The following is a 23,785-nucleotide window of genomic DNA, read 5'->3' as shown; positions in this document are numbered from 1 at the left end:
CGGCACAAGTCCGCCCCATGCATTTTCTATTGTAACACAAATCGTGCTTTGTTCACCGGTTCACAGCTTTTGCGGAAGGTGTCGTCTCTTCTGATGTCATGACGTCATCTTCGAGCCCTTCGAACAAGTCTTCGTTTAATGCAAACGTATCCATGAACTGCGCAATCCGCTCATCGGCATCTGGCTTCGCTGCCGCATCTTTGATGTAAGACAACGGTTCACGCAACAACTGGTTGATGATCGATTTCATGTGTTTGCCAATGACGGTTTTTTCACGTTTCGACATCTCCGGTAACTTCCGTTCCAAGCTTTGCATCGTTTCTTGTTGAATGCGTAACGCCTGGTCTCGTAATTCCGTGATGATCGGTACGACACCAAGTGTCGTCATCCAACCTTCGAACTCAGCGATTGCTGCTTCAATCCGTTGTTCGATCTTCGCTGCTTCCTTCATCCGTTCCGCCATGTTTTGTTGGACAATCGATGTCAAATCATCGACATCGTACAAATGAACACCTGGCAAGTCACCGACGGTCGGTTCAATATCGCGTGGTACGGCGATGTCGATCAAGAGGAATGGACGATCGTGACGGAACAGCTGTGCTGCCGCGATGTCTTCCCGTTTGATGATGGCACGTTTGGCACCCGTTGAAGAGATGACGATGTCTGCCCGAAGCAAACCGCACTGCATCTCGTTAATCGAATGTGCCGATCCTTCGAACCGATTCGCGACCTCTTCTGCTTTAGCTAACGTCCGGTTAAAGACCGTGATATCGCGTGCCCCTGCTTCATATAGGTTAAGCGTCGTCAATTCGCCAGTTTCTCCCGCACCGATGACGACGATTGATTTATCTTCAAGCGATCCGAGTAACTGTTCGGCAAGCGTGACAGCAGCAGCACTGACAGAAACGGCATTTTCACCGATTCCAGTTTCTGCGTGAGCCCGTTTGGCGAGCGTGACCGCTTCTTTGAAGAGTTTATTGAAGACCGTTCCTGTCGTTTCAAGCTTCTGCGCCATGAAGAAGCTTGTCTTGACTTGACCAAGGATCTGCGTTTCACCGACAATCATCGAATCAAGTCCACTCGTCACGCGGAACAGATGCTTCATCGCATCGAACCCTTCATGGATGAAGAGATATGGCTCAAGTTCCTCCATCGTCAATCCGAACCAATTTGCAAGGAAACGTTTCGTATAATACCGTCCTGTATGTGGCTGATCCGTCACGACGTACAATTCCGTCCGGTTACATGTCGAGACGATGACACTTTCAAAAATACTTTTTTCATCGCGCAATGCGACGACCGCTCCCTTCATCTCATGCTCCCCAAATGAGACTTGTTCGCGTATTGATACAGGCGCTGTTTTGTTATTCAAGCCGACCACTACGATATGCATGCGCTCTACCCCTTACGTCCAAAGATTTCGTTCCGATCTATCTTTTCGTTCTCTATCCTACATTATAACCATTATAAAAAAGATTCCAATCAATTTATAAACTAAAATGAGTCGAAGTTGTGAAATCTTCTTCATTTTTCTCTTCTTCTACCTTATCCCTCTCTCATGAAAATCACAAACCCTCTGCTCCTAAAAAGGTCAGAGGGTTACACTTTACTTCAAGGATTCAGGTGGTACTGTCACGTCCGGTACGTCGAGACGTTGCTGACGTAAACGATAGATCCGAGCGATATTTTGAACGACGACTTTTGAAACTGCGTATGTTGGAACCGCCAAGATGACACCGATGATTCCACCGATTTTCCCAGCAACGAGCAAGACGATGATGATCGTCAACGGATGAACCTTGAGTGTCTTTCCTTGGACATAAGGCGAAATCAAGTTCGACTCGATTTGCTGCGCGACGACGATCGTGATGATCGCATAGACGGCTTTGATCGGATCATCGATGAACCCGACGATGACCGCCGGTACGGCACCGATGTAGGGACCAAGATACGGAATGATGTTCGTGACCGTACAGAATAAGGCAAGCAGTAACGCATATTGAATATCTGCGATGAAGAAGCCAATCAATGACATGAGACCGACACAGATCGAGACGATGACCTGTCCATTGACATAATGCTTCACTGTCACGTGCATGTCGTGCAAGATTTTACGCGTTTCTGTTTCATAGCTTTTCGGCAACAGCTTCACGACAGAATCCGGAAACTTATAGCCGTCAAGCAACATATAAACTAAGATGAACGGCACTAAGACGATGATTAAAACGGTCGAAGAGATGACACCGAAAATCGTTCCGACAGACGTCGAGACAGACTTAAAGACTGTACCGATATACGATGTTGCTTCATTCGTCCACTTGTCAAACAAGTCCGTGTTCTCGTGAACCCATGTCGAGATGAATCGGTTGTTCATCAATTGATCGCGTAAATTTAACGTCTGATCACGCAATTCAACGACGAGTGTCGGAATGCTCGTCGCAAAATCCGTCACCTGTTCGACTAAGATGGGTCCGATTGATGCAACCGCAATCGTCAGGATCGAAATAAAACCAAGCAAGACGATTAGCACGGCAAGACCACGCTTCTTGACTCGTTTTTGTAGTGCGTCCACGATGCCAAGCGTAAAGTAATAGAAGATCCCTGCGATGATCAATGGCGGGAAGATCAAGGCTAACATGACACGAATTGGCTGGAATAAAAATGAAATTTTCGTTCCAACCCAGATGACGAGAAAAATCACTAATATCCAGATTAATGCTTTAAACCACTTGTTTCGTAACAACTCCACCTAACTTATCCCCCTCATACCTATTCGTCAGCCGACTTTTTCCTCGGTGACGTCTTCGAGACGCTGACGCTCCATCTGCCCCCAGTTTCCTCGACCAGTCAAGAATTGAATCAATCCTCCTAGCTTGAAGAAGACGAGAATCGGACGGTACCAGAACGACTCGGTTAAGGACCATAGATACAACCGAATCAATTCCTTAACGTTCTTGAATCGGTGCATCGTCCACTCCTCCAATAATACGGCACCTGCTGACAATAAGGAACCATAGAGTAAAGCGACGACCAGCAAGACGATCCCAAATTCAAAGTTGAGTGTACCGACGAGTAGGTTGAGCGGAATGATGAAATAACCGATCAGTTCGACGATTGGTCCGAGTAGTTCAATCAAAAAGAAATACAACATCGAGACGCTACCAACAGAACCATATTTCGGATTGCCAATCATTCGTTTATGCGTCCACAACGTCTCAGCAAGACCACGATGCCAACGTGTTCGCTGTGACCGTAACACTTCCATCGATTCTGGAGCCTGTGTCCAGCAGACTGGCGCCGGAACGTACTCGATGCGTTTATCGAGCTTATTTTCCTTCATGTACCGGTGTAAGCGGACGACAAGCTCCATGTCCTCACCGACGAGACCTTCTTTATATCCACCAGCCTGTACGACAATATTCTTTTGGAACAATCCGAAGGCGCCGGAGACGATCAATAAGATATTGAAACGACTAAGACCAAGGCGACCGAACAAGAATGCTCGGAAATACTCGATCATCTGCATCAGGACGATCCGTTGCTTCGGTGTCCGAATCTCAACGATTTCGCCGCCTTCAATCGTACAACCGTTAACGAGGAAGATCGAACCACACGTCGCGACGACTTCTTCATCTGACTCAACGATCGGTTTCATGACTTTTAATAACGCATCGCGCTCTAAAATCGAATCCGCGTCGAGCGAACAGAAATAGGGATAACTCGAGTAATCAATACCGGCATTCAAGGCGTCTGCCTTTCCACCATTCTCTTTATCGATGACAATCAAACGACTATCAATGCGGGAACGGTAGACTTGTTTGACCGGCTTTGAACCAATCAAGATACGTGGATATTGAATTTCTTTTTCCAACTCATACGCGCGAAACAGCTCATCCATTGTTCCGTCTTTTGAACCATCGTTAATGACGAGTACCTCATGCTCTGGGTAGTCAAGGGCTAGCAAGGCTTGGACACTTGAGACGATCGTATATTCTTCATTATAGGCTGGAACAAGGATACTGACCGGTCGTGTATAGAGAGACCGCATCAACGGTAAATAAGAACTTTCTTTTCGGCGGAACCGTTGCCGTCGCACCATCTGAGCAGAAATCAGATACAGCGTCGAATAGAATACGATGACGAGTAACATATAGATCAATACTGTCCATGAGAGGACTTCAATAATGGCTTGGATTGTCTCAGACGACATGATGCTTCATCTCCTTTGCCAACCGTTCGGTCGCTTTTTGACGCGCATAGCGGTCGGGGTGTGTACTTGAAACCTTCGCCAACTGTTCGATCCCACCACAAGCAAGTAGCGCATCAAAGGCTGCCGTCCGGACCCACCATGATCGACTGCCGACAAACGGCAGGATCGCTGGTATCGCATCATCTGGAACGACGTGCTCTAAGAAACGAAGGGCAAGCATTTGCTCGACCCAACTTGATTCTTCTTCCAAGTAAGGCACATACAATTTCCAGTCTTCCTCAAGTCCAATCCGTGTGAGCGCGCGAAGGGCTCGCTTTCGGACTTCTGGATTCTTATCAGTCGTTTTATCGCGTACGAGCGCGATATAACGTGTCTCATCTCGATCAAAGATCAACTGGAGTATTGCTAGTTGAAACGATAGTGTAAGTTCATCGAACGATGTGACCCATTCTTGTAAGTCGTGACTACGACCGATCGCAAGAATCGCACCAAAGAAGCTGATATCATTTTCTTGTTTAGCAATCGCAATCGCATCTTGTGGGGATAAGGAGACAAGTGTCCGGACGATGACATCGCTCTCCTCTTTTTCAATTGCCTTTCCCCAACGGGCATGAATCATCGGTGCGACCGCAACCAAACGGAATTGAGAAACGGCTTCATAGGCGTTCAAGCGACGGTCAATCCGCCGATGCTTCAATTGTTGCTCATAATACGCTTGCATATTAGAAGCGACGAAAGCTTGTATACGTTCGAGATGTTCTGGTGTCGCTGTTAAGTTGGATAATGCGAATAATTCAAGCTCCGCTAAATCTTCGTTTTCTTTTTGAATCGTTGGCATGTCTTGACGTTCACTTGTCGCATAGTCATAGATATCATCTCGAAAGGCAAGCTGCCAATCGCGACGCGCATGCTCCCGGTTGGCGCGTTTTCGTTTTTGAACGACAAGATAGATCAATGCTCCACCTTGTAAGAAGATGAGTACGACGATGAATACTAAAATCGCCTGCATCATCGGCCGTCCTCGACTTTGCGAATCCACGCACGGAACTCTTCGATTTTTAGGGGAAGCGTCATGATGTAATCAACACCACGATCAATCGCTAGGACATGATCACGTTCGCGGTTATACATCGAGATCATCATCGATTGGAATGGTGCGACACTCTGTTGTTTCGCTCGCAGCAGTAATTCCAATCCATCTGCTCGCGGCAATGCGGACGTGAACACGAGTAAGTACGGACGGGATGCCACATACTCATCAAGGAACGTCTCCGCTCGCTCGAACGTCACGAAGCGTTCGAAACGGTCCGTCAATTCCCGTTCCATCATCCGACGAATATGCGGATCTTCCGTTACGACGACAACGTCTGCGATATGATGGATCTTCTTATAACGCGCAAGGCGATCGAGAACAAGCTCCCGTGACAGCGTCGCCGGCAGAACTTCACGTGCGTTCTCTAACCCAAAGAAAGAGGGTTCCGTATTAAAGTAAACGACAGGAATCCGCTCCTCGATGACGGGTTTGCTCGCGAGAACGACATCGGCATAAGAGATGTCCGTCCGCACGCACCACCCTTCCTCGATCAGACCATTGACCGTCTCCGGCATTTGTCCGACCGTGTGTACGAATAAGGTATTCGTCGTCGATTCTCGGACAGCCTCTTCCGTCCATTCAATCGTCGAACTGACCTCACGATCTTGAGTTGTTGATTCAAACGACTGATTGATTAATTTCCACATCTCTTCACGTCGCATTTAGTTTCCTCCCTCAGTGAATGCTTTTTTCATCGTATGATAGATAGGTTTCAATTCTTCACGTTGCTGTGGATTCGTCCACTCGGCCCAGTTGTAGAAACCACGATCCTTCTCTGGAATACGTGTACCACCGACTTGACCTGTGACTTCGATTCCTTCCGTGTTCATCTTCGCTTCGAGTCCATCTTTCCAGAAGTCTCCGATGATTTCATGTTTACTTGGATCACGCATATTCAAGACCATCCATGGAATACGGAGTTCAACGGTTGGTTTCGTGACATCTGAGATATCCGTTAAAATGTCATCTGGTTCTCCTTCATGTAAAACACCTGTGTCCCATTTGACGGCTGGTTTGACGATTTTTTTCGTCACTGGGTCTCGTCTTGCATAATCGAGCATTTGATAGATCGGAACGAACTTGCCGCTGTCTTTTTGATCAGACGGAGGTTTCACCATTTCAAACGGCATCTTCAGACCGTAGTGGTATCGGAAGATGTCATAGCGAGCATCGACATCAATACGCGCTGACTGATCGATCGTCAGACGGTATTCGGCTCCTTCGTCAAGCGTCAACGGACCGACTTTCGTATTCCCATCATTCGGTTTAGTCGATAGTGCAAGTGTCGTCGGTTCTGCTTTCTTCCGGTCGATGCGCAAGTAGAGATATGCCTCGTCGGAAGTCATATAAATCGCTCGATCCTTATTTTCAGCTACTGGTGCATACCCTTTCCAATCATCCAATTTCCCATCAATGATGATGTCTGAACGGAGGAATCCAAGCATCCCGAAATGTTGTTCACTTGTTTGAACATTCGACCAACGTGGACGGGTATCCGCATCGTCATAATCCATTGTGTTCCATGTTCGTTTGAACCATTCGTCTTGCCAGATGAAGACCAGTCCACCAGCCGTCTTGACGTCTTTGATGTCTTGATAGAGCTGCGCGACGAGTTCGCCTTGTTTCTTTTCACTGACATGTCCTTGGTCGAAACCGTTTGGTCCAAGGTGTGTCTTCCCGCGAGAACTCGGAATACCGAATTCCGATACAAGTAACGGCATATCATGATAGTCTTTCATTTCTTTCAAATAACGAGCGTAGGATTCAGAGCTCTTATCTGCTTTTTGACTGTATTCTTCCTTGATGAACGAAGGGTAATACGGATAGATGTGATAAGACGCAAACAAACCACCTGGGAAATCCTTCGTTGCTTTTAAATGATTGAAGTCGATCGAGACGAGATCCTGCTCTTCTTCGACCTCTTTCGGGTGTTTCAACGGATCCGTCGTCGGCCAGTTCGTCGAACCAATTGGTCGAGTCGTGCCGTACTCTTTGATTTCGTGTGCTGTCGCTGTATCCATCCGACCAGCAAGCCACGATTCGAACGGTGACGCCTCTTGTGTCGTCGTCACGTATTTCCCTTCGAATCGCGTGCCTTTGTTCTTTTTATTCGTCTCGACGACGGCTTCCGGTAACCATTCGATTCCGAAGACGAACGCTGAAACGTATTGCGAGACGTCTGAAGTATATGTTCCGGAAGCATGACCGACGACTTCCTTGACGACCGCGTTACCATGAATGACATCGACCATTCGTTTTGCTTCCGTATCGGTCATCTTCAAGAAGTCTGGCTCAAAAGCGTTCTTCAACTCTTCGAATGGTTTTTCCTCGACCCACATACCTTGCATCAAATAAATCGGTTGCTTCGCCCGTTCGTTATACGCTTTTAATGCATCGTAAAAAGCAGGAGGATGCAATGTATACACACGAATCGTATTGACACCCAACTCGCCGATTTCCTTTAGCCAACGATCGTATTCATTACGACTGATGGCATGTTCCCCGGGAAATGCACCCGGTCGACCGAGTCCGACGTTAACGCCTTTGACGAAATACGGCTTCCATTCGCCATCTTGATACATCTCAAGTGTATCTTGTCCTTCTCGTGCCCGAGTTCGTAATTCCTGATTGCCGACTTTCGTTTGTGAGAGTGGCTTTACTTTTGCAGCTTGCGTCGAGACACGCTTCGCATCCTCAAGAATCCGACTTAGTGTCGGCGCATACACCTTCCAAAAGAATGCCGACTCACTTTCTGCACTATCAAGAATGAACTGTTTGCGGAACCAATCGAGTCCACTGTATCGATAGTAGCGCGGGATGTCCGCGACATCTGTATAGTCACCAGCAAAATAATGTCCACTTCCTTGCGTGACATACGCAGGGAATTCAAGCGGCAACTGATATTTCCGAAGCATCGCTTGGGTCTGCTTTGACGGTTTCCAAGAAAAATGCGCTTGTTGCTCGCCGCCATCTAGCTCTAAAATCTCAAACCAGTAGTTATAACGCACCTCATCTTTTGCATTGCCCTTGTTTTTATCCCATTTATAAAGTAATGGTGTGTCATCATTGACGAAAAAAGCTTTTTCCGTTGAGTCATTGATGAAGACATAACCTGGACCAGATAGTTTGAATTCTTTTTCTTTTGCCTGCGCTTTTAATTGCGACACAACATTCTTCTCAAGACCTTGCAACTTTGTTAAATCCGGGAAAAAACGACCGATCCATCCTGTCCATGCCGTCCCGAACAATTGGCGAAACGCATTGGACCGCTCGACTGACGTCGGACTTGCCGCCGTATTAAACTCCGCTACGACCGTTTTCCCTTGCGAAATCGCTTCGGTCGCGAGATCAACGTCTTCTGCCGTCAACCCCCCACGGTGTTCTTGTTTCCCGTTGACCTCATAGGATTTCCCATACGTATCCGTAAACAACAGCACATCTGCTTTAGAAGCCTGTTGTAGCATTTGCTTCCCTTGTGTACCGTCATAACGATTAATGTAATCCGAATACTTATAATCTTGCTCTTGCGCATTTCGGATTTTCAAGTGATTCAATAACCACGTCGTTCCAGCGTGCTCTCGCTCATCTGTACCGTTCGTATAATCAAATAGCGCGATATTTAATGTCTTTTCCTGCTTTAAGAACCAAATGGCAAATGGTGTCAGAATAAGTAATATGACGATTGCAAACGTCCATTTATAACGCCTCATATTGGCATAGCCTCCCACTAGAACAATTTGTTCCTATCATTGTAACGTGAATTAAATAATGTTCATATAATGGAAATCAAAAATGATGGAAGGAAATGATTAGATGCTATTTATAGATTACTTTAACCCTAATTAAAAAACGTTCTGCTCTCCTATTGCCGGAGAACAGAACGTTTCGTTATTTTACAGTAGACGATAAATCGCTTCCCATGCGGCATCGACGCCTTCTCCTGTCTCAGATGAGAAAGGAATCAAGGTATCTTGACCGTCAAATTGCAATTTACGTTTGATTGCCGCGATATGTTTATCACGTTGACTCTTTTTGATCTTATCGAGTTTTGTCGCAACGACGATGACCGGTAGATCGTAATACTTCAAGAAATCATACATCGTCACATCATCCGCAGACGGATCGTGTCGGATGTCGACGAGCTGTACGACACCTTTGAGGATTTCCCGTTGCGTGAAGTACTTCTCCATCATCTTGCCCCATGCTTCACGCTCCGTCTTCGAAACTTTCGCATATCCGTAACCCGGTACATCGACGAACATGACTTCATCATTGATGTTGAAGAAGTTCAAGGTTTGCGTTTTACCTGGTTTCGAAGATGTCCGCGCGAGTGCTTTACGCTGGACCAGTTTATTGATGAAAGAGGACTTTCCGACGTTCGATCGCCCTGCGAGTGCCACTTCTGGCAACAATGGCTCCGGATAATGTTCCGGATTGACGCCACTCGTAATAAAATCAGCTTTATAAATTTTCATGTTACTCTCCTTTTAATGCATGTTCGAGCACTTGCTCCATCGTCGCGACCGGAATGAATTCCATTCCTGCGCGGACGCTTTCCGGGATATCATCGATGTCCCGCGTATTGTCTTGTGGCAACAGAACGGTCGTCAAGCCCGCACGATGTGCTGCGAGTGACTTCTCCTTTAATCCACCGATCGGTAAGACACGTCCACGCAACGTGATTTCACCTGTCATCCCGACATCCCGGCGAACCGGGCGTTTTGTTAAAGCGGAAATCAATGCTGTCGCGAGTGTGATCCCAGCAGATGGACCATCTTTCGGTACGGCACCTTCAGGAACGTGGATGTGGATGTCTTGCGTTTCGTAGAAGTTCGGTTCGATGCCAAGGGACGTCGCATTCGCTCGGACGAAGCTGTACGCGGTCTGAGCCGACTCTTGCATGACATCACCGAGTTTCCCGGTTAACTGCAATTTCCCTTTACCCGGAGCAAGGCTGACTTCGATCGTCAACGTATCGCCCCCAAAAGCAGTATACGCTAAACCAGTCACCGCGCCAATCATATCTTCGAGCTCGCCTTGACCATAGCGGTAGATCGGTTTGCCTAGGAAATCGTCCAGATTACGTTTTGTCACCGTCACCCGTTTCTTCTCACCCATCGCGATTTGTTTCGCTGCTTTCCGGCAAAGTGAGCCGAGGACACGTTCGAGATTCCGGACACCGGCTTCTCGTGTATAACGACGGACGACTTCTTCTAGCGCGTCTGCTTTGACCGTCAATTGACTCTTTTTCAGACCGTGTTCAGCCAGTTGCTTCGATAAGAGATGACGAACGGCAATTTCCGTTTTCTCTTGTTCCGTATAGCCACCGATTTGAATCAATTCCATCCGGTCGAGCAATGGTCCGGGGATATTCGAGACATCGTTCGCTGTCGCGATGAACAGAACGTTCGATAGATCGAACGGTTCTTCGATATAGTGATCAGAAAAGCTGTTGTTTTGTTCCGGATCAAGAACTTCAAGCATTGCGGACGACGGGTCTCCACGGAAGTCATTTGACATCTTATCGATCTCATCGAGCAGGAAGACCGGGTTGTTCGTTCCTGCTTGTTTTAAACCACGAATGATCCGTCCTGGCATCGCACCGATATACGTCCGGCGATGTCCACGGATCTCCGCTTCGTCGCGCACGCCACCAAGTGAAACGCGGACGAACTTCCGCTCAAGTGCTGTGGCAATCGAACGGGCAAGCGACGTTTTCCCGACTCCCGGAGGACCAGATAGACAAAGAATCGGTCCACGTAATGAGTCCGTCAATTGACGAACGGCAAGATACTCAAGGATCCGTTCTTTGACCTTCTCTAGACCGTAATGGTCCTTTTCAAGCTGTTCCGAAGCAGCCGAGACGTTCAAGAAATCATCGGTTGCTTCATTCCACGGCAACGAGAAGAACCATTCGAGATAGTTGCGAATGACCCCATGTTCGGGACTCGTCGCCGGTACGACCGCTAAACGACTGATTTCCTTCTCGACGTTCGCAACCGTCGTTTCTGGTAAATCAAGCATCGCAAGCTGCTCCCGATATTTCGTCGCATCACTTTCAACAGAAGCCGACTCGCCACCTAGTTCTTGTTGAATCGTCTTCAATTGTTCCCGCAAGTAATACTCGCGTTGCGATTGTTCAATCGTCTTCTTCGTCCGTTCACGCATCTCACGTTCGAGTTCGACGACTTCATATTCGTGTTTCATGACATCAAGCAACATCAATCCTCGTTCGACCGGATCCTGTTGTTCGAGGAACTCCTGTTTCTTCGAGATATCGATTGGTAGCTTCGACGTAATATAGTCCGTTAATGAATCGAGGCGTTCGTATGTCTCGAATCGGCGACGTTCATCCGTTCCGATTCCTTTGATCCGAGAGACGAGCTGACCGAACTGTTCTTTGATGAGACGAACGAGCGCTTCTTGTTTCGCTCCTTTGATGTCCATCTTCTCGATTGGTTCGATGACGGCTTGATAACCTTCGTCTGTCTCTTCGACGTTTTCGATCCGGACACGTTCCTTCCCGATGACGCGGACACGGACCGTATCATTCCCGAGTTCACTCATCTTCGCGATTTGAACGAGCGTACCAACTTGGTGCAGCCCGTCAACAGACGGCTCTGCCTCTGGATCACGTTGCGTGACGACGACGAGATCGATTTCGTGTTCCTTTGATGCAAGTAAGGCTTTTAAGGATACCGGACGCCCTACATCAATCGTCAATCCGATCAACGGATACGCGACGACACCGCGTAACGGTAAAAGTGGATATTGTTTTTTCTTCATTCGAATTCCTCCTAAACAAAAAGACTCGGAAAGGCGTACAAGTAGCCTCCGAGCCGATTTGTCACGGTGTTACGCCGTTTCTTTTTCTTTCCCATGTTCAATTGTACCATCTTTCAACTCAAGCGTTGGACCGCGTTTACCAGTCAACGTTTCTGCTGTAATGATGACTTTCGCGATGTCTTCACGTGATGGGATTTCGAACATGATATCAAGCATAGTTTCTTCGATGATCGAACGAAGACCACGCGCACCTGTTTTACGTTCGATTGCAAGTTTTGCAATCTCAAGAAGTGCATCTTCCGTAAAGTCGAGTTCGACATCATCGAGTTGAAGCATTTTTTTATATTGTTTCACGAGGGCGTTTTTCGGTTTCGTCAAGATTTGAACGAGTGCCTCTTCATCAAGTGGCTCGAGCGTCGCCATGACCGGCAAACGACCGATGAACTCTGGAATCAAACCGAACTTTTGAAGATCTTCTGGTAATGCAGCTGCCAGAATTTCTTTTTGTGTAAGGTTACGGTTCTCTGAATCGTTTCCGAATCCGATGACTTTTTTACCAAGACGACGTTTGATCGACTGATCGATACCATCGAATGCGCCACCGACGATAAACAAGATGTTCGTCGTATCGATTTGGATGAATTCTTGATGTGGGTGTTTTCGTCCACCTTGTGGCGGTACACTCGCAACCGTTCCTTCCAAAATCTTCAGCAAGGCTTGTTGGACACCCTCACCAGATACGTCACGTGTAATCGACGGGTTTTCTGATTTACGAGCAATCTTATCGATCTCATCAATGTAGATGATTCCTTTTTCAGCCTTCTCGACATCGTAATCCGCAGCTTGGATGAGTTTCAATAAGATGTTCTCGACGTCTTCACCGACATAACCGGCTTCCGTCAAACTTGTTGCATCTGCAATCGCAAACGGTACGTTCAAGATACGTGCCATCGTTTGGGCAAGAAGTGTCTTACCGCTACCTGTTGGTCCAATCATGACGATGTTCGATTTTGAGAGCTCGACATCATCTGCGCGACCACCAGCATTGATTCGTTTGTAGTGATTGTACATCGCTACAGACAACGACTTCTTCGCTTTTTCTTGACCGATGACATAATCGTCAAGTGTCGTACGAATTTCATGCGGTTTCGGAACATTCTTTAGCTCGACTTCTTCTTCAGTGCCGAGTTCTTCCTCTACGATTTCATTGCAGAGTTCGATACACTCGTCGCAAATGTAAACGCCAGGTCCAGCAACAAGTTTGCGTACTTGTTCTTGTGTCTTTCCACAGAAAGAACATTTTAGCTGACCTTTTTCTTCGTTAAATTTAAACATAAAGGTCCACCCCTTTAACGTGGAAATTGTATGGATGCCTGTAGCATCCCGTCTCACGTTTTACTATTTATGATTGTAGCATGAACAAGGAAAGTCTTTCAAATCCTGGACGAACGATTTACAGTTTGATGTTCTGAACCAAGGATCGTTTGTCCTTGTTTGACCTATCGTACAAAAAAATCGACTCCAAGACCAGAAATTGGGCTTGAAGTCGATCGAAAACCATGAAATGGCTTATTTTGCTTTTGCGTTGTCGACGAGAACATCGATAGCTTTACGGAATTGAAGATCGCCTTTAAGCGTTTCAAGACCACCTTGTGGTGCAAGCATCGTTTCAAGTTGATCTGCAGGGATGTTGTAGAGTTCTGACATTGATTGAAGTTCAGTTTGAGTTTCCTCATCTGTTACTTCGATTTTTTCGTCAGCAACGATTTGCTTGAGGACGAGACGTGCTTTAACACGCTCTTCCGCTTGCTCTTTCATTTCAGAACGCATTGCCTCTTCTGTCGTTCCAGTCAACTGGAAGTACATGTTGAGGTCGATACCTTGTGATTGAATACGTTGTGTGAACTCTTGAACCATACGCTCGACTTCGTTTTCGACCATGACTTCTGGAAGATCAACTGTCGCGTTTTTCGTAGCCGCTTCGACTAACTCATCGCGCATTGAAGCATCAGCTTCTTGTTTGCGTGTGTTTTCGAGACGCGTACGGATTTTTGTTTTCAACTCGTCGAGTGAAGAAACTTCTTCATCCATTTCTTTTGCGAACTCATCTGTCAATTCAGGGAGCTCTTGTGCTTTGACTTCGTGGATCGTTACTTTGAATGTAACTGGTTTTCCAGCGAGTGATGCTTCGTGGTATTCCTCTGGGAATGTCACTTCAAGATCTTTTTGCTCGCCAGTTTTTAAACCGACCATTTGCTCTTCGAATCCAGGAATGAAGTTTCCAGAACCGATGACGAGTGAGTAGTTCTCAGCAGTTCCGCCGTCGAATTGGTTTTCCCCATCGAAACCTGCGAAGTCGAATACGACTGTATCGCCATTCTCGATGACGCCATCTTCTTTAACGACGAGTTCTGCACCGCGTTCTTGTAATGTTTTGAGTTCAGCGTCGACGTCTTCGTCAGTAACGTTCGTTTCAACTGCTGTGTACTCAAGACCTTTGTACTCACCGAGTGTAGCTTCTGGCTCGATGACGAACGTGATTTTGAATTCGACTGGCTTGCCTTTTTCGAGTGTTTCAACGTCGATGTTCTCAAGCGCGATTGGCTCGATTCCTGATTCGACGACTGCACCTTCGATTGTGTCCTTGTAAAGGATATCGAGTGCATCTTGGTACAGTGCTTCTTCACCGTACATTTTGTTGAACATTGCGCGTGGCATTTTTCCTTTACGGAAACCAGGTGTGTTCAAAGTCTTAACGACTTTCTTGAACGCTTGGTCTACCGCTTTATCAAATGCTTCAGCAGGCGCTTCATACGTGAGGACGCCGAGGCTACCTGATTGTTTTTCCCATTTTGCAGTCATGCTGAGTCCCTCCAAAATTGTCAATTAGCGTACATGTGTGTACAACAAGTCACATTATAGCACAATCGTTCTGACGATTACCACTGTTGAACGAATCGTTTCCAGATGTCTCAATCGAAGTAAATCTGCTCGAATGCGATGACTTCTGGATAAAGGATATGTGCCGCTCGATATAACCGCTTCGCCAGCGGACTGAGGATACGTTCCGGTTCTTCACGTTCAAATGTCAGACCTGCGAGTTCTTCGCATGCTGCGAGCCATTTCTCCATATCTGATCCGATTCGTTCTCGTTCTTCAAGATGAATCAGTTGATCCGATCGCAAGACGAGCAACGCTCGGAACGGATCCATTCGCTCTAACGTATGCATCGATGCCAGTAACGCTTGTTGCTCCTGTTGATGTACCATCAGGATTTCTTCTAAATCTTCGCGTGACGAGATCGTCCAGTCTACAGCTAAGTGTGGTACATGAATGCTTATCGGATATGACACGTGATCCAGCACGCTTCCTAATAACTGATCAATGACGAGTAGACTTTGATGTGCAGTCTCTTGCGCCTGAAGATATTTCTGGGTAATATATGCAATGAGCTCAGAGGTCCGTTCGAATTCAATACCGGTCAAATGGCGCATTTGTTCGACCCAACTCCCATGTCGTAACACATGCATCAGTTCCGTTGCTGATGTTACCTCACGCTGCGCAACAGGGTTGTTTTGAACTGCCGGCTTTTGTTCGCGAACACGCATCTGTTGTTTGATTTCATCTAATCGAAGCGCGAGCCCATAAGGCAGATACGGTGACGCCGAGCGCAAAGCGAGTTTCATCGGATAACGTTCTCCGAGTTCATAAAGAAAGAGTGCGAGCACTTGCTCGACACCCTCGACTTCAAGAAATCGTTCTGCCACTGTTTCAAATCGTTCACGGTCATGCATTAAGAGTGGTTGAATGACATAGAGCCGGTGTAATACATCTTCTCCTGTCAATTGGTCAGTCTCTAATTCCATAATCAATTGTTCTTGTTTAGAAGCGGGCAAACGAAGAATCCGCGCTCGTTCTACTTCTAGTTCATGTTCCATCCAGCGCGATGTCCCCATATTCCGGCACTCCTTCATGTTCAACTTCTTATTTCGTAAATGGATCGAGTAAAGACGTCCAGTTCGTGATCGCTTCTTGAAGTTGTCCCGCCTGCTCGATTCCTAATCGATTCAACGTATCTAATGAGACGTCAGCTTCAAGTAATCGAGCGATGTCTTCCGATTGATTCACGTACTGCTCGAGTTTTGCACTTAAATTCTGCAATTCTTGCGGCGGATTTTCAAGTCCCGCTAATCGTTGATCGATTTGATCCAGTTCTTGATTGAACTGATCAATCGTTCCGTTTTCCTTCAATTTTTCGATTTGTTGATCAAGTGCTTGTTCAGGGTTCGCGGATTCACGCGCTGTCGTAGCAGCCTCATTCAAGGAAGCCGACAAATCTGACGTGACTTGGGCCGTATCTTTCGCAATGCCTTGAAGTTCTCCAGCGTAATCAACACTATTTTTTACATCGTTGACTTGTTGTTTTGCATCGTCGACTGTATTTGAAATCTCACTACATCCAGCAAGAAACGTACTTAGCACGAGGACTGCTCCAACTTTCTTCCACATTGCATTCATCCCTTTCGAGTTCATGATACCTTAATTATAATCGAAAATCGGAATAAAAAAAAGAGACCACCCTCGTAAGGGCAGTCTCTATTTTAATTATAGCGTCCCAAGAGGGATTCGAACCCCCGACCGACGGCTTAGAAGGCCGTTGCTCTATCCTGCTGAGCTATTGGGACGTGTCAACACGAATAAACTATACTAGAACAATTCTTTCGTGTCAATCACATTACAAACATTGCATTTATTTTATTACAAAAATGTTCCGTCCAGATGCAGGGCATTCACTCGATCGCCATTCATATCGAGAAAATCGACAGAATAACGGTTTTGATCCACTTCAAGAATCGCATACGTCTTGTCTGGTCGATGACGTGGCATCCGGATTGAACCTGGATTGATGAATAACACACCGTCCCGATATTCAGCCTTCGCAACATGGGAATGACCATATAAGACGATATCCGCCTGCTTTTCCTTCGCATGATGCTGTAAGACATCTAGACTGTATTTGACGTCCTGACGATGTCCGTGGACACAAAGGATGGTACGACCATCTATTTTCGACATGACTTCTTCCGGAAAATCGTGTCCGTAATCGCAATTCCCTCGCACAACACGATATGGATATAATGATTCGATGTCGCGCGTCAATTGGGAGTCCCCACAATGAAATGCCAAATCCACGTCTTGGTGACGTTCGAATATCGTAAGCAGTTCTTGTTCTAGTCCATGGCTATCACTAACGATCAACGCTCTCATCTTCATCACACTCCTAAGAAAGTAGTTAAGTTCTGTTCGAGCTTGCGCAATGCATTGCCACGATGACTAATCATCGCTTTTTCTTCTTTCGTCAACTCAGCAGCCGTCTGTCCGCTTGCCGTGACGAACAATGGATCATAACCGAAACCGTTCGAACCCGCCGCTTCAAAACCGATTCGCCCTTCCATCGTCCCACGAACCGTCAATGTCTCACCCGTTGGTTTCGCTAGCGCGAGTACACAAACGAAGCGCGCCGTCCGCTCTTCCTCCGGAACACCTTCTAACTTTTCAAGTAGTAGAGCATTGTTCGCCACATCCGACTTTTCAAGACCCGCGAAGCGTGCCGAGTAGACGCCGGGAGCGCCATCTAAAGCATCGACTTCAAGACCTGAATCATCAGCAAGTACCGCGTGGCCAAAGTAGGCTGCTGCCTCTGTTGCTTTTAAAAGTGCATTCTCCTCGAATGTCTCACCTGTTTCATCCGTTTCCGGAGCATCGGCGTGATCGAGTAACGACTCGACCGTATAACCGAGACGACCCAGCATGCTTTCAAGTTCCTTCACTTTACCTGCATTGTGTGTTGCGACGATGACCTTCATCTATGTTCCCCCACTTCTTCTCCTACATACCACCAAGAGACACCGAGTGCCTCACGGCCAGCATCAATCAGTTCCTTAATTCCTTTTTCCCCAAGTTCGAGCATTTCGAGCATCTCTTGACGGGAAAATGTCGACTCTTCCCCTGTCGCCTGCATTTCGACGATTTTCCCCGACGAGGTCATGACGAGATTGAAGTCGACTTCCGCCGCAGCGTCCTCTTCATAGCATAGATCGAGCAAGACATTCGACTCGACGATTCCAACCGAGATCGCTGCGATGCCCTCTTTAATCGGTGTATCTGTCAGTTTTCCCGCTTGAATCAATTGATCGACTGCTCGGACGAGTGCCAAAAAACCACCAGTGATCGATGCCGTTCGTGTGCCGCCATCTGCCTGAATAACGTCACAATCGATCCAGATCGTTCGTTCCCCGAGCTTCTCTAAATCAACGACGGCCCGAAGCGAGCGGCTGATCAGACGTTGGATTTCCATCGTCCGTCCCGTCTGCTTGCCACGGACGGCTTCTCGTGCGGTCCGCTGAGCCGTCGCACGTGGTAACATCGAATATTCCGCATTGATCCAGCCCTGGCGTTTACCGCGAAGGAACGGTGGCACCTTCTCCTCGACGGTCGCCGTACAGAGGACTTTCGTATCGCCCAGTTCAATCAAGACAGAACCTTCTGCGTGTTTATTGACATCAATCGATAATTGAATAGGACGGAGATGATCCGCCGTTCGTTGGTCTATCCGCATTTAATCTTCCTCCGTTCCAAGCACGATGCGCTCCGCATGGATGGTCTGATCGAGCCAGTCCGTCGCAATCTGATCAAATGAGCGGATATCGCCTGTCGCATAATAACGATGTTCCGGAATTTGTGTCACATCTGCTGAAATCGTATTGTAATCAAGTAGTGCTGCTACCTCGAGCGCTGTCTCGTCTCCTGAAGAGATTAGCTGGACGCCTGGTCCGATGACCCGTCCAATCACATCTGCTAGGAGCGGGTAATGAGTGCACCCGAGGATCAATGTATCCATATCGTAATTCATCAATGGTCGTAATGTATTGGCAACGACACGTTCGACGTACGCACCGTCTGTCTGCATCGACTCGACGAGCGGGACGAACGGCGGGCACGCTAACGATTCGACAACGACTTGTCCTTCGACGTGGCGTAATGCCTTCTCGTAGGAATTACTTGTAATCGTCATCTTCGTTCCAATGACACCGATTCGTTTCGTACGCGTCACCTTAACTGCCGCGCGGGCTCCAGGATCAATGACACCGATGACAGGTATATTTAAACGTTCTCGCGCTTCTTTTAAGACGACAGCCGTGGCTGTGTTACAGGCGATCACGATCAATTTCACATCTTGTTGCACGAGATAATCAATCATCTCCCACGTAAACTCACGAATCTCCTCCTCTGGACGAGGACCATACGGACACCGTAATGTATCCCCGACATAGATGATTCGCTCATGGGGCAACTGTCGCATCAATTCACGTGCGACCGTCAACCCACCGACTCCGGAATCCAGTACTCCAATCGCTCGATTCACTCTTCTCCACCTCTTTCTCTCATTCCTATGGTAACAAAAAAGGACGACGGTGCAAGACCGGCGTCCGAGAATGTACGATTACAGGATTACTGAGCAAGACCTTCGCTAGTCAGCATATCTGAAAGAGTCGTGATTGCTTCAGAAGCATCGTCACCGTTTGCAACGATTTTGATATCTGAATCTTTCGCGATTCCGAGTGAAAGAACACCCATGATTGACTTCAAGTTGACAGTCTTCCCGTTGTATTCCAAGTTGATGTCTGATTGGAATTTAGAAGCTGTGTTGACGAGCTGAGTAGCCGGACGAGCGTGAATGCCTGAATCCGCGATGACTTTGAATGTTTTTTCCATGATTAAGAAATCTCCCTTCACTAATAACGTACTAGTGAGTCGTTTTCGAATATGTGAACTCATTATCAAATGATAACGGATTCGAATCGATTCTGCAAGGAATTTTTATATGCTTCACTCCACGGGAATGCTTTCCCGGCACGGTCGATTTGTACCATCGATGTCCGTCCTGTGAACATCAGTTCACCTTGCTCATCAAATGCCGCATAGTGGACGTCACACGATGCACTACCGACATGTACCGGATACGCATAGACAGCGAGACGTGCCCGTGGGTAGACTTGGCGAATGTAATTACACTGGGCATCCGCAACGACGATGATGCCGTCTTCTGCAAGCGAATATCCTGTTTCCTCTAACATCAATGTACGAACGTCCTCAAAATAGACGAACGGTACCCGGTTATTCATATGACCATAGGCATCCGTCTCCGCAAAACGAACGGCGACATCGAGTCGTGTGCCATGTTTCATCTGTTCAAGCCATGATTCAAGTTCTGGAATATAAGCTGGTACGCGCACAATGAGTTCCTCCTGTCTGAATGAAAAAAGAAGGAGCAAGCTCCTTCTTTGATAAATCATGAACTAACGGCTTCACCTGTCCGTCCTTCGTCACTACCGAAGAACTTCTTGAATGAATGAAGTGTCGTCTGACGGTTCATCGCTGCGATCGAAGTCGTCAGCGGAATCCCTTTCGGGCAAACCTCGACACAGTTTTGAGCGTTACCGCACTGCATGATCCCGCCGTCTTCCATTAACGCTTCAAGGCGTTCTTCCTTGTGGAAGGCACCTGTTGGATGCGAGTTGAATAGACGAACTTGTGAGATCGATGCCGGTCCGATGAATGTCGAACGATCGTTGACGTTCGGACATGCCTCGAGACACACGCCACACGTCATACATTTCGATAACTCATATGCCCATTGACGTTTGTTTTCTGGCATACGCGGTCCTGGTCCTAAATCGTACGTTCCATCGATTGGGACCCATGCTTTGACCTTTTTCAACGCATCGAACATGCGTTGACGGTCGACTTGAAGGTCACGAACGATCGGGAACGTCTGCATCGGTTGCAGACGGATCGGTTGTTCGAGTTTATCGACGAGTGCCGTACACGACTGACGTGGTGTGCCGTTGATGACCATCGAACAAGCGCCACAGACTTCTTCTAGACAACCCATGTCCCAGTTGATTGGTGTCGTTTTTTCACCAGCTGCATTGACAGGATTCCGGCGAATCTCCATTAAAGCAGAGATGACGTTCATGTTCGGACGGTACGGAATTTCAAACGCTTCATCATACGGTTTACCATCAGGTCCATCTTGACGTTGAACGATGAATTGAACCGATTTTTGCGTAGTAGATGATTCGAGTGGTGTCGCCATTATGCTTTCACCTCTTTCTTCGACTTCTTGCTGTAGTCGCGTTTCCGTGGTGGAATCAACGACGTGTCGACGTCTTCATAGAAGATTTCTGGATGACCGTTCGTATAACGTGCCATAGTCGTCTTCAAGAACTGTTCATCATTACGTTCCGGGAAGTCCGGTTTATAGTGCGCTCCGCGACTCTCGTCACGTTTTAAGGCACCAAGCGTGATTGCTTCAGCTAGGTCGAGCATGTGATCGAGCTGACGGATGAACGATGCCCCTTGGTTACTCCAACGTGCTGTATCCGTTGCCGAGATGCGTGTGAAGCGATCGCGGAGTTCCTTGATTTTTGTCAGTGTCTCTTCGAGCTTATCGTTGTAACGGACGACCGTGACGTTATCCGTCATGATTTCTCCAAGCTCACGGTGGATTTGATACGCGTTTTCCGTACCTTCCATGGATAGGATATCGTTGAAGCGGTTGATCTCTTCGATCTTATGCGCTTCGACGACGTCCTCGCTCATCTCATGAACCGATGTCTCGAGTTCATTCATATAAGCGATGGCTGATGGTCCGGCGACCATTCCGCCGTATACCGCAGAGAGAAGTGAGTTCGCTCCGAGACGGTTACCACCATGCATCGAATAATCACATTCACCAGCTGCGAACAATCCAGGGATGTTCGTCATCTGATCGTAGTCGACCCATAGTCCACCCATTGAATAGTGAACAGCCGGGAAAATCTTCATCGGTACTTTTCGTGGATCATCACCGACGAATTTCTCGTAGATTTCAAGGATCCCACCGAGTTTGACATCGAGTTCTTTTGCGTCTTTATGTGATAGATCCAGATAGACCATGTTCTCCCCGTTGACGCCGAGTTTTTGATTGACACAGACGTCAAAAATCTCGCGTGTCGCGATATCTCGTGGAACAAGGTTTCCGTACGCCGGATATTTCTCTTCAAGGAAGTACCAAGGTTTACCGTCTTTATACGTCCAGACGCGACCACCTTCACCTCGTGCTGATTCACTCATGAGACGTAATTTATCGTCTCCAGGAATCGCTGTCGGGTGAATCTGAATGAACTCACCGTTCGCGTAGATTGCTCCTTGACGATAGACAGCTGCTGCTGCTTGTCCTGTGTTGATGACCGAGTTCGTCGATTTTCCGAAGATGACCCCAGGACCACCCGTCGCGAGGATAACAGAATCCGCGGCAAATGCCTCGATTTCCATCGTCCGGAGGTTTTGACAAACCGCTCCACGACAAATGCCATTGTCATCGATGATGGCACGAAGGAATTCCCATCCTTCATATTTTTCTACCAAACCTTGCGCTTCGAACTTACGAACCTGTTCATCCAATGCGTACAACAGTTGTTGCCCAGTCGTCGCTCCAGCGTATGCCGTCCGGTGATGCAACGTTCCTCCGAAACGTCGGAAGTCGAGTAAGCCTTCCGGTGTCCGGTTGAACATGACACCCATCCGGTCGAACATATGAATGATCTTCGGCGCTGCTTCCGCCATTTTTTGAACAGGTGGTTGATTTGCGAGGAAGTCCCCACCGTATACCGTGTCATCGAAATGCTGGTATGGTGAATCCCCTTCCCCTTTTGTATTGACCGCTCCGTTGATGCCACCTTGTGCACAAACAGAGTGTGAGCGTTTAACGGGTACGAGTGAGAATAACTTAACTGGTACGCCTTGCTCCGCTGCTTTTATCGTAGCCATCAGACCGGCAAGCCCTCCGCCGATGATGACAAGATTCTTGTTCGCCATGTTGTCAGTTCCCCTTTCCTTACAACACGCCTGCAAACGTTAAGATCGAGCGTACGCCTACAAACGATAAACCGATGAATACGAGTGCTGCCACGTAAGACATCGCCCGTTGAGATGCTGGTGACTGCGTAATTCCCCATGTGATGCAGAACGTCCAAAGTCCGTTCGCAAGGTGGAATGTCGTCGCCAAGATCCCGACGATATAGAACGCGAGCATGAATCCGTTATCGACGATGTTCTGCATCATGCTTGCATCGACTGGTGTTCCCATCGCAGCGGCAATCCGTGTTTCCCAAACGTGCCACGTGATGAACACGACAAGGAATACACCGCTGAACCGTTGCAGTACATACATCCAGTTCCGGAAGTATGTATAACGCCCTGTGTTCGCAGAACCGGTGAATGCGATGTACACACCGTAGACACCATGCAAGATGATCGGAATGAAGATGACAAAGATCTCTAAGAACAATCGATACGGAACGTTCCCCACGAATTCCGCGGCCTTATTGAAGTCTTCCTCACCACGTACGATGAAGTAGTTCGTCGTTAAGTGCGAAAGTAAAAATAACCCGATTGGAATGACGCCGAGCAGTGAGTGTATCTTACGACTCACGAAATCACGATGATTCGCCATCCAAATCCCCCCTTTTGTTTGCCAATCAACCGTTGGCGCATTTTGGTAGAAAAGCGCTTTCATAAGGAAATTCGTCTTTTCATCACTTATTCTACTCCTGTCCTTTTTAGAAGACAACCCGAGCCGTTGCATTTAA

General features: G+C 47.4%; 21 protein-coding genes and 1 tRNA gene. All 22 read right to left on the bottom strand.

Annotated features, from left to right (window positions below; translation table 11 throughout):
* Positions 1 to 52: 52 nt before the first annotated feature.
* The 22 genes from hemA to AYO36_RS03395 all read right to left on the bottom strand — a co-directional run bounded on the left by hemA (position 53) and on the right by AYO36_RS03395 (position 23,649).
* Positions 53 to 1,393 carry a glutamyl-tRNA reductase gene (hemA, locus tag AYO36_RS03500; RefSeq protein WP_029342279.1) on the bottom strand — a complete coding sequence of 447 codons (1,341 nt, stop codon included), beginning with the start codon at positions 1,391 to 1,393 and terminating at the stop codon, positions 53 to 55.
* Between the two features lie 213 nt (positions 1,394 to 1,606).
* Positions 1,607 to 2,749 (bottom strand): AI-2E family transporter, encoded by a 1,143-nt coding sequence (locus AYO36_RS03495; protein WP_082874158.1) that lies wholly within the window; start codon positions 2,747 to 2,749, stop codon positions 1,607 to 1,609.
* Between the two features lie 27 nt (positions 2,750 to 2,776).
* Complete coding sequence (locus tag AYO36_RS03490; RefSeq protein ID WP_050677619.1) at positions 2,777 to 4,210, bottom strand: glycosyltransferase family 2 protein; 1,434 nt, start codon at positions 4,208 to 4,210, stop codon at positions 2,777 to 2,779.
* Positions 4,200 to 5,219 (bottom strand): HEAT repeat domain-containing protein, encoded by a 1,020-nt coding sequence (locus AYO36_RS03485; protein ID WP_064299536.1) that lies wholly within the window; start codon positions 5,217 to 5,219, stop codon positions 4,200 to 4,202. The genes AYO36_RS03490 and AYO36_RS03485 overlap by 11 nt, the downstream gene beginning before the upstream one ends.
* Positions 5,219 to 5,965: a response regulator gene (locus AYO36_RS03480; protein WP_064299535.1), complete on the bottom strand. Its 747-nt coding sequence runs from the start codon at positions 5,963 to 5,965 to the stop codon at positions 5,219 to 5,221. Before AYO36_RS03480 ends, AYO36_RS03485 begins: the two co-directional genes overlap by 1 nt.
* The gene (locus AYO36_RS03475) at positions 5,966 to 9,013 is read right to left on the bottom strand and encodes a hypothetical protein (protein WP_231884643.1); all 3,048 of its coding nucleotides are present in this window, start codon (positions 9,011 to 9,013) and stop codon (positions 5,966 to 5,968) included. It abuts the gene before it with no gap.
* A gap of 183 nt (positions 9,014 to 9,196) precedes the next feature.
* Positions 9,197 to 9,778, bottom strand: coding sequence for a ribosome biogenesis GTP-binding protein YihA/YsxC (gene yihA, locus AYO36_RS03470; RefSeq protein WP_023468975.1), 582 nt, complete (start codon positions 9,776 to 9,778; stop codon positions 9,197 to 9,199).
* Between the two features lies 1 nt (position 9,779).
* Positions 9,780 to 12,089: an endopeptidase La gene (lon, locus tag AYO36_RS03465; RefSeq protein WP_023468976.1), complete on the bottom strand. Its 2,310-nt coding sequence runs from the start codon at positions 12,087 to 12,089 to the stop codon at positions 9,780 to 9,782.
* A 69-nt stretch (positions 12,090 to 12,158) separates the two neighbouring features.
* A complete protein-coding gene (clpX, locus tag AYO36_RS03460; protein ID WP_023468977.1) occupies positions 12,159 to 13,424 on the bottom strand; it encodes an ATP-dependent protease ATP-binding subunit ClpX in 1,266 nt (421 codons plus the stop codon).
* 234 nt (positions 13,425 to 13,658) lie between these two features.
* Positions 13,659 to 14,951, bottom strand: coding sequence for a trigger factor (gene tig, locus AYO36_RS03455; RefSeq protein ID WP_023468978.1), 1,293 nt, complete (start codon positions 14,949 to 14,951; stop codon positions 13,659 to 13,661).
* Positions 14,952 to 15,061: 110 nt separating this feature from the next.
* Positions 15,062 to 16,045 (bottom strand): hypothetical protein, encoded by a 984-nt coding sequence (locus AYO36_RS03450; RefSeq protein WP_064299534.1) that lies wholly within the window; start codon positions 16,043 to 16,045, stop codon positions 15,062 to 15,064.
* Between the two features lie 28 nt (positions 16,046 to 16,073).
* Positions 16,074 to 16,598, bottom strand: coding sequence for a hypothetical protein (locus AYO36_RS03445; protein ID WP_231681742.1), 525 nt, complete (start codon positions 16,596 to 16,598; stop codon positions 16,074 to 16,076).
* A 102-nt stretch (positions 16,599 to 16,700) separates the two neighbouring features.
* A tRNA-Arg gene (locus AYO36_RS03440) sits at positions 16,701 to 16,774 on the bottom strand.
* A 73-nt stretch (positions 16,775 to 16,847) separates the two neighbouring features.
* On the bottom strand, positions 16,848 to 17,357 hold the full coding sequence (locus AYO36_RS03435) for a metallophosphoesterase family protein (RefSeq protein ID WP_064299533.1): 510 nt from the start codon (positions 17,355 to 17,357) through the stop codon (positions 16,848 to 16,850).
* A 5-nt stretch (positions 17,358 to 17,362) separates the two neighbouring features.
* Positions 17,363 to 17,956 (bottom strand): XTP/dITP diphosphatase, encoded by a 594-nt coding sequence (locus AYO36_RS03430; protein ID WP_064299532.1) that lies wholly within the window; start codon positions 17,954 to 17,956, stop codon positions 17,363 to 17,365.
* Positions 17,953 to 18,708 (bottom strand): ribonuclease PH, encoded by a 756-nt coding sequence (gene rph / locus AYO36_RS03425; protein WP_064299531.1) that lies wholly within the window; start codon positions 18,706 to 18,708, stop codon positions 17,953 to 17,955. The genes AYO36_RS03430 and rph overlap by 4 nt, the downstream gene beginning before the upstream one ends.
* Positions 18,709 to 19,515 carry a glutamate racemase gene (racE, locus tag AYO36_RS03420; RefSeq protein ID WP_023468984.1) on the bottom strand — a complete coding sequence of 269 codons (807 nt, stop codon included), beginning with the start codon at positions 19,513 to 19,515 and terminating at the stop codon, positions 18,709 to 18,711.
* 86 nt (positions 19,516 to 19,601) lie between these two features.
* The gene (locus tag AYO36_RS03415; RefSeq protein ID WP_012371023.1) at positions 19,602 to 19,865 is read right to left on the bottom strand and encodes a phosphocarrier protein HPr; all 264 of its coding nucleotides are present in this window, start codon (positions 19,863 to 19,865) and stop codon (positions 19,602 to 19,604) included.
* A gap of 65 nt (positions 19,866 to 19,930) precedes the next feature.
* Positions 19,931 to 20,386 carry an acyl-CoA thioesterase gene (locus tag AYO36_RS03410; protein ID WP_058713782.1) on the bottom strand — a complete coding sequence of 152 codons (456 nt, stop codon included), beginning with the start codon at positions 20,384 to 20,386 and terminating at the stop codon, positions 19,931 to 19,933.
* A 56-nt stretch (positions 20,387 to 20,442) separates the two neighbouring features.
* Complete coding sequence (gene sdhB / locus AYO36_RS03405) at positions 20,443 to 21,249, bottom strand: succinate dehydrogenase iron-sulfur subunit (RefSeq protein ID WP_023468986.1); 807 nt, start codon at positions 21,247 to 21,249, stop codon at positions 20,443 to 20,445.
* Positions 21,249 to 23,012, bottom strand: coding sequence for a succinate dehydrogenase flavoprotein subunit (sdhA, locus tag AYO36_RS03400; protein ID WP_023468987.1), 1,764 nt, complete (start codon positions 23,010 to 23,012; stop codon positions 21,249 to 21,251). Before sdhA ends, sdhB begins: the two co-directional genes overlap by 1 nt.
* Positions 23,013 to 23,031: 19 nt before the next feature.
* Positions 23,032 to 23,649 carry a succinate dehydrogenase cytochrome b558 subunit gene (locus AYO36_RS03395; protein ID WP_029342294.1) on the bottom strand — a complete coding sequence of 206 codons (618 nt, stop codon included), beginning with the start codon at positions 23,647 to 23,649 and terminating at the stop codon, positions 23,032 to 23,034.
* Positions 23,650 to 23,785: the final 136 nt, after the last annotated feature.

It is taken from the genome of Exiguobacterium sp. KKBO11, assembly GCF_001644945.1.
Classification (GTDB): domain Bacteria; phylum Bacillota; class Bacilli; order Exiguobacteriales; family Exiguobacteriaceae; genus Exiguobacterium_A; species Exiguobacterium_A abrahamii.
The sequence above is the reverse complement of the archived record's forward strand: the minus strand, read 5'-3'. Positions and strand labels throughout refer to the sequence as shown.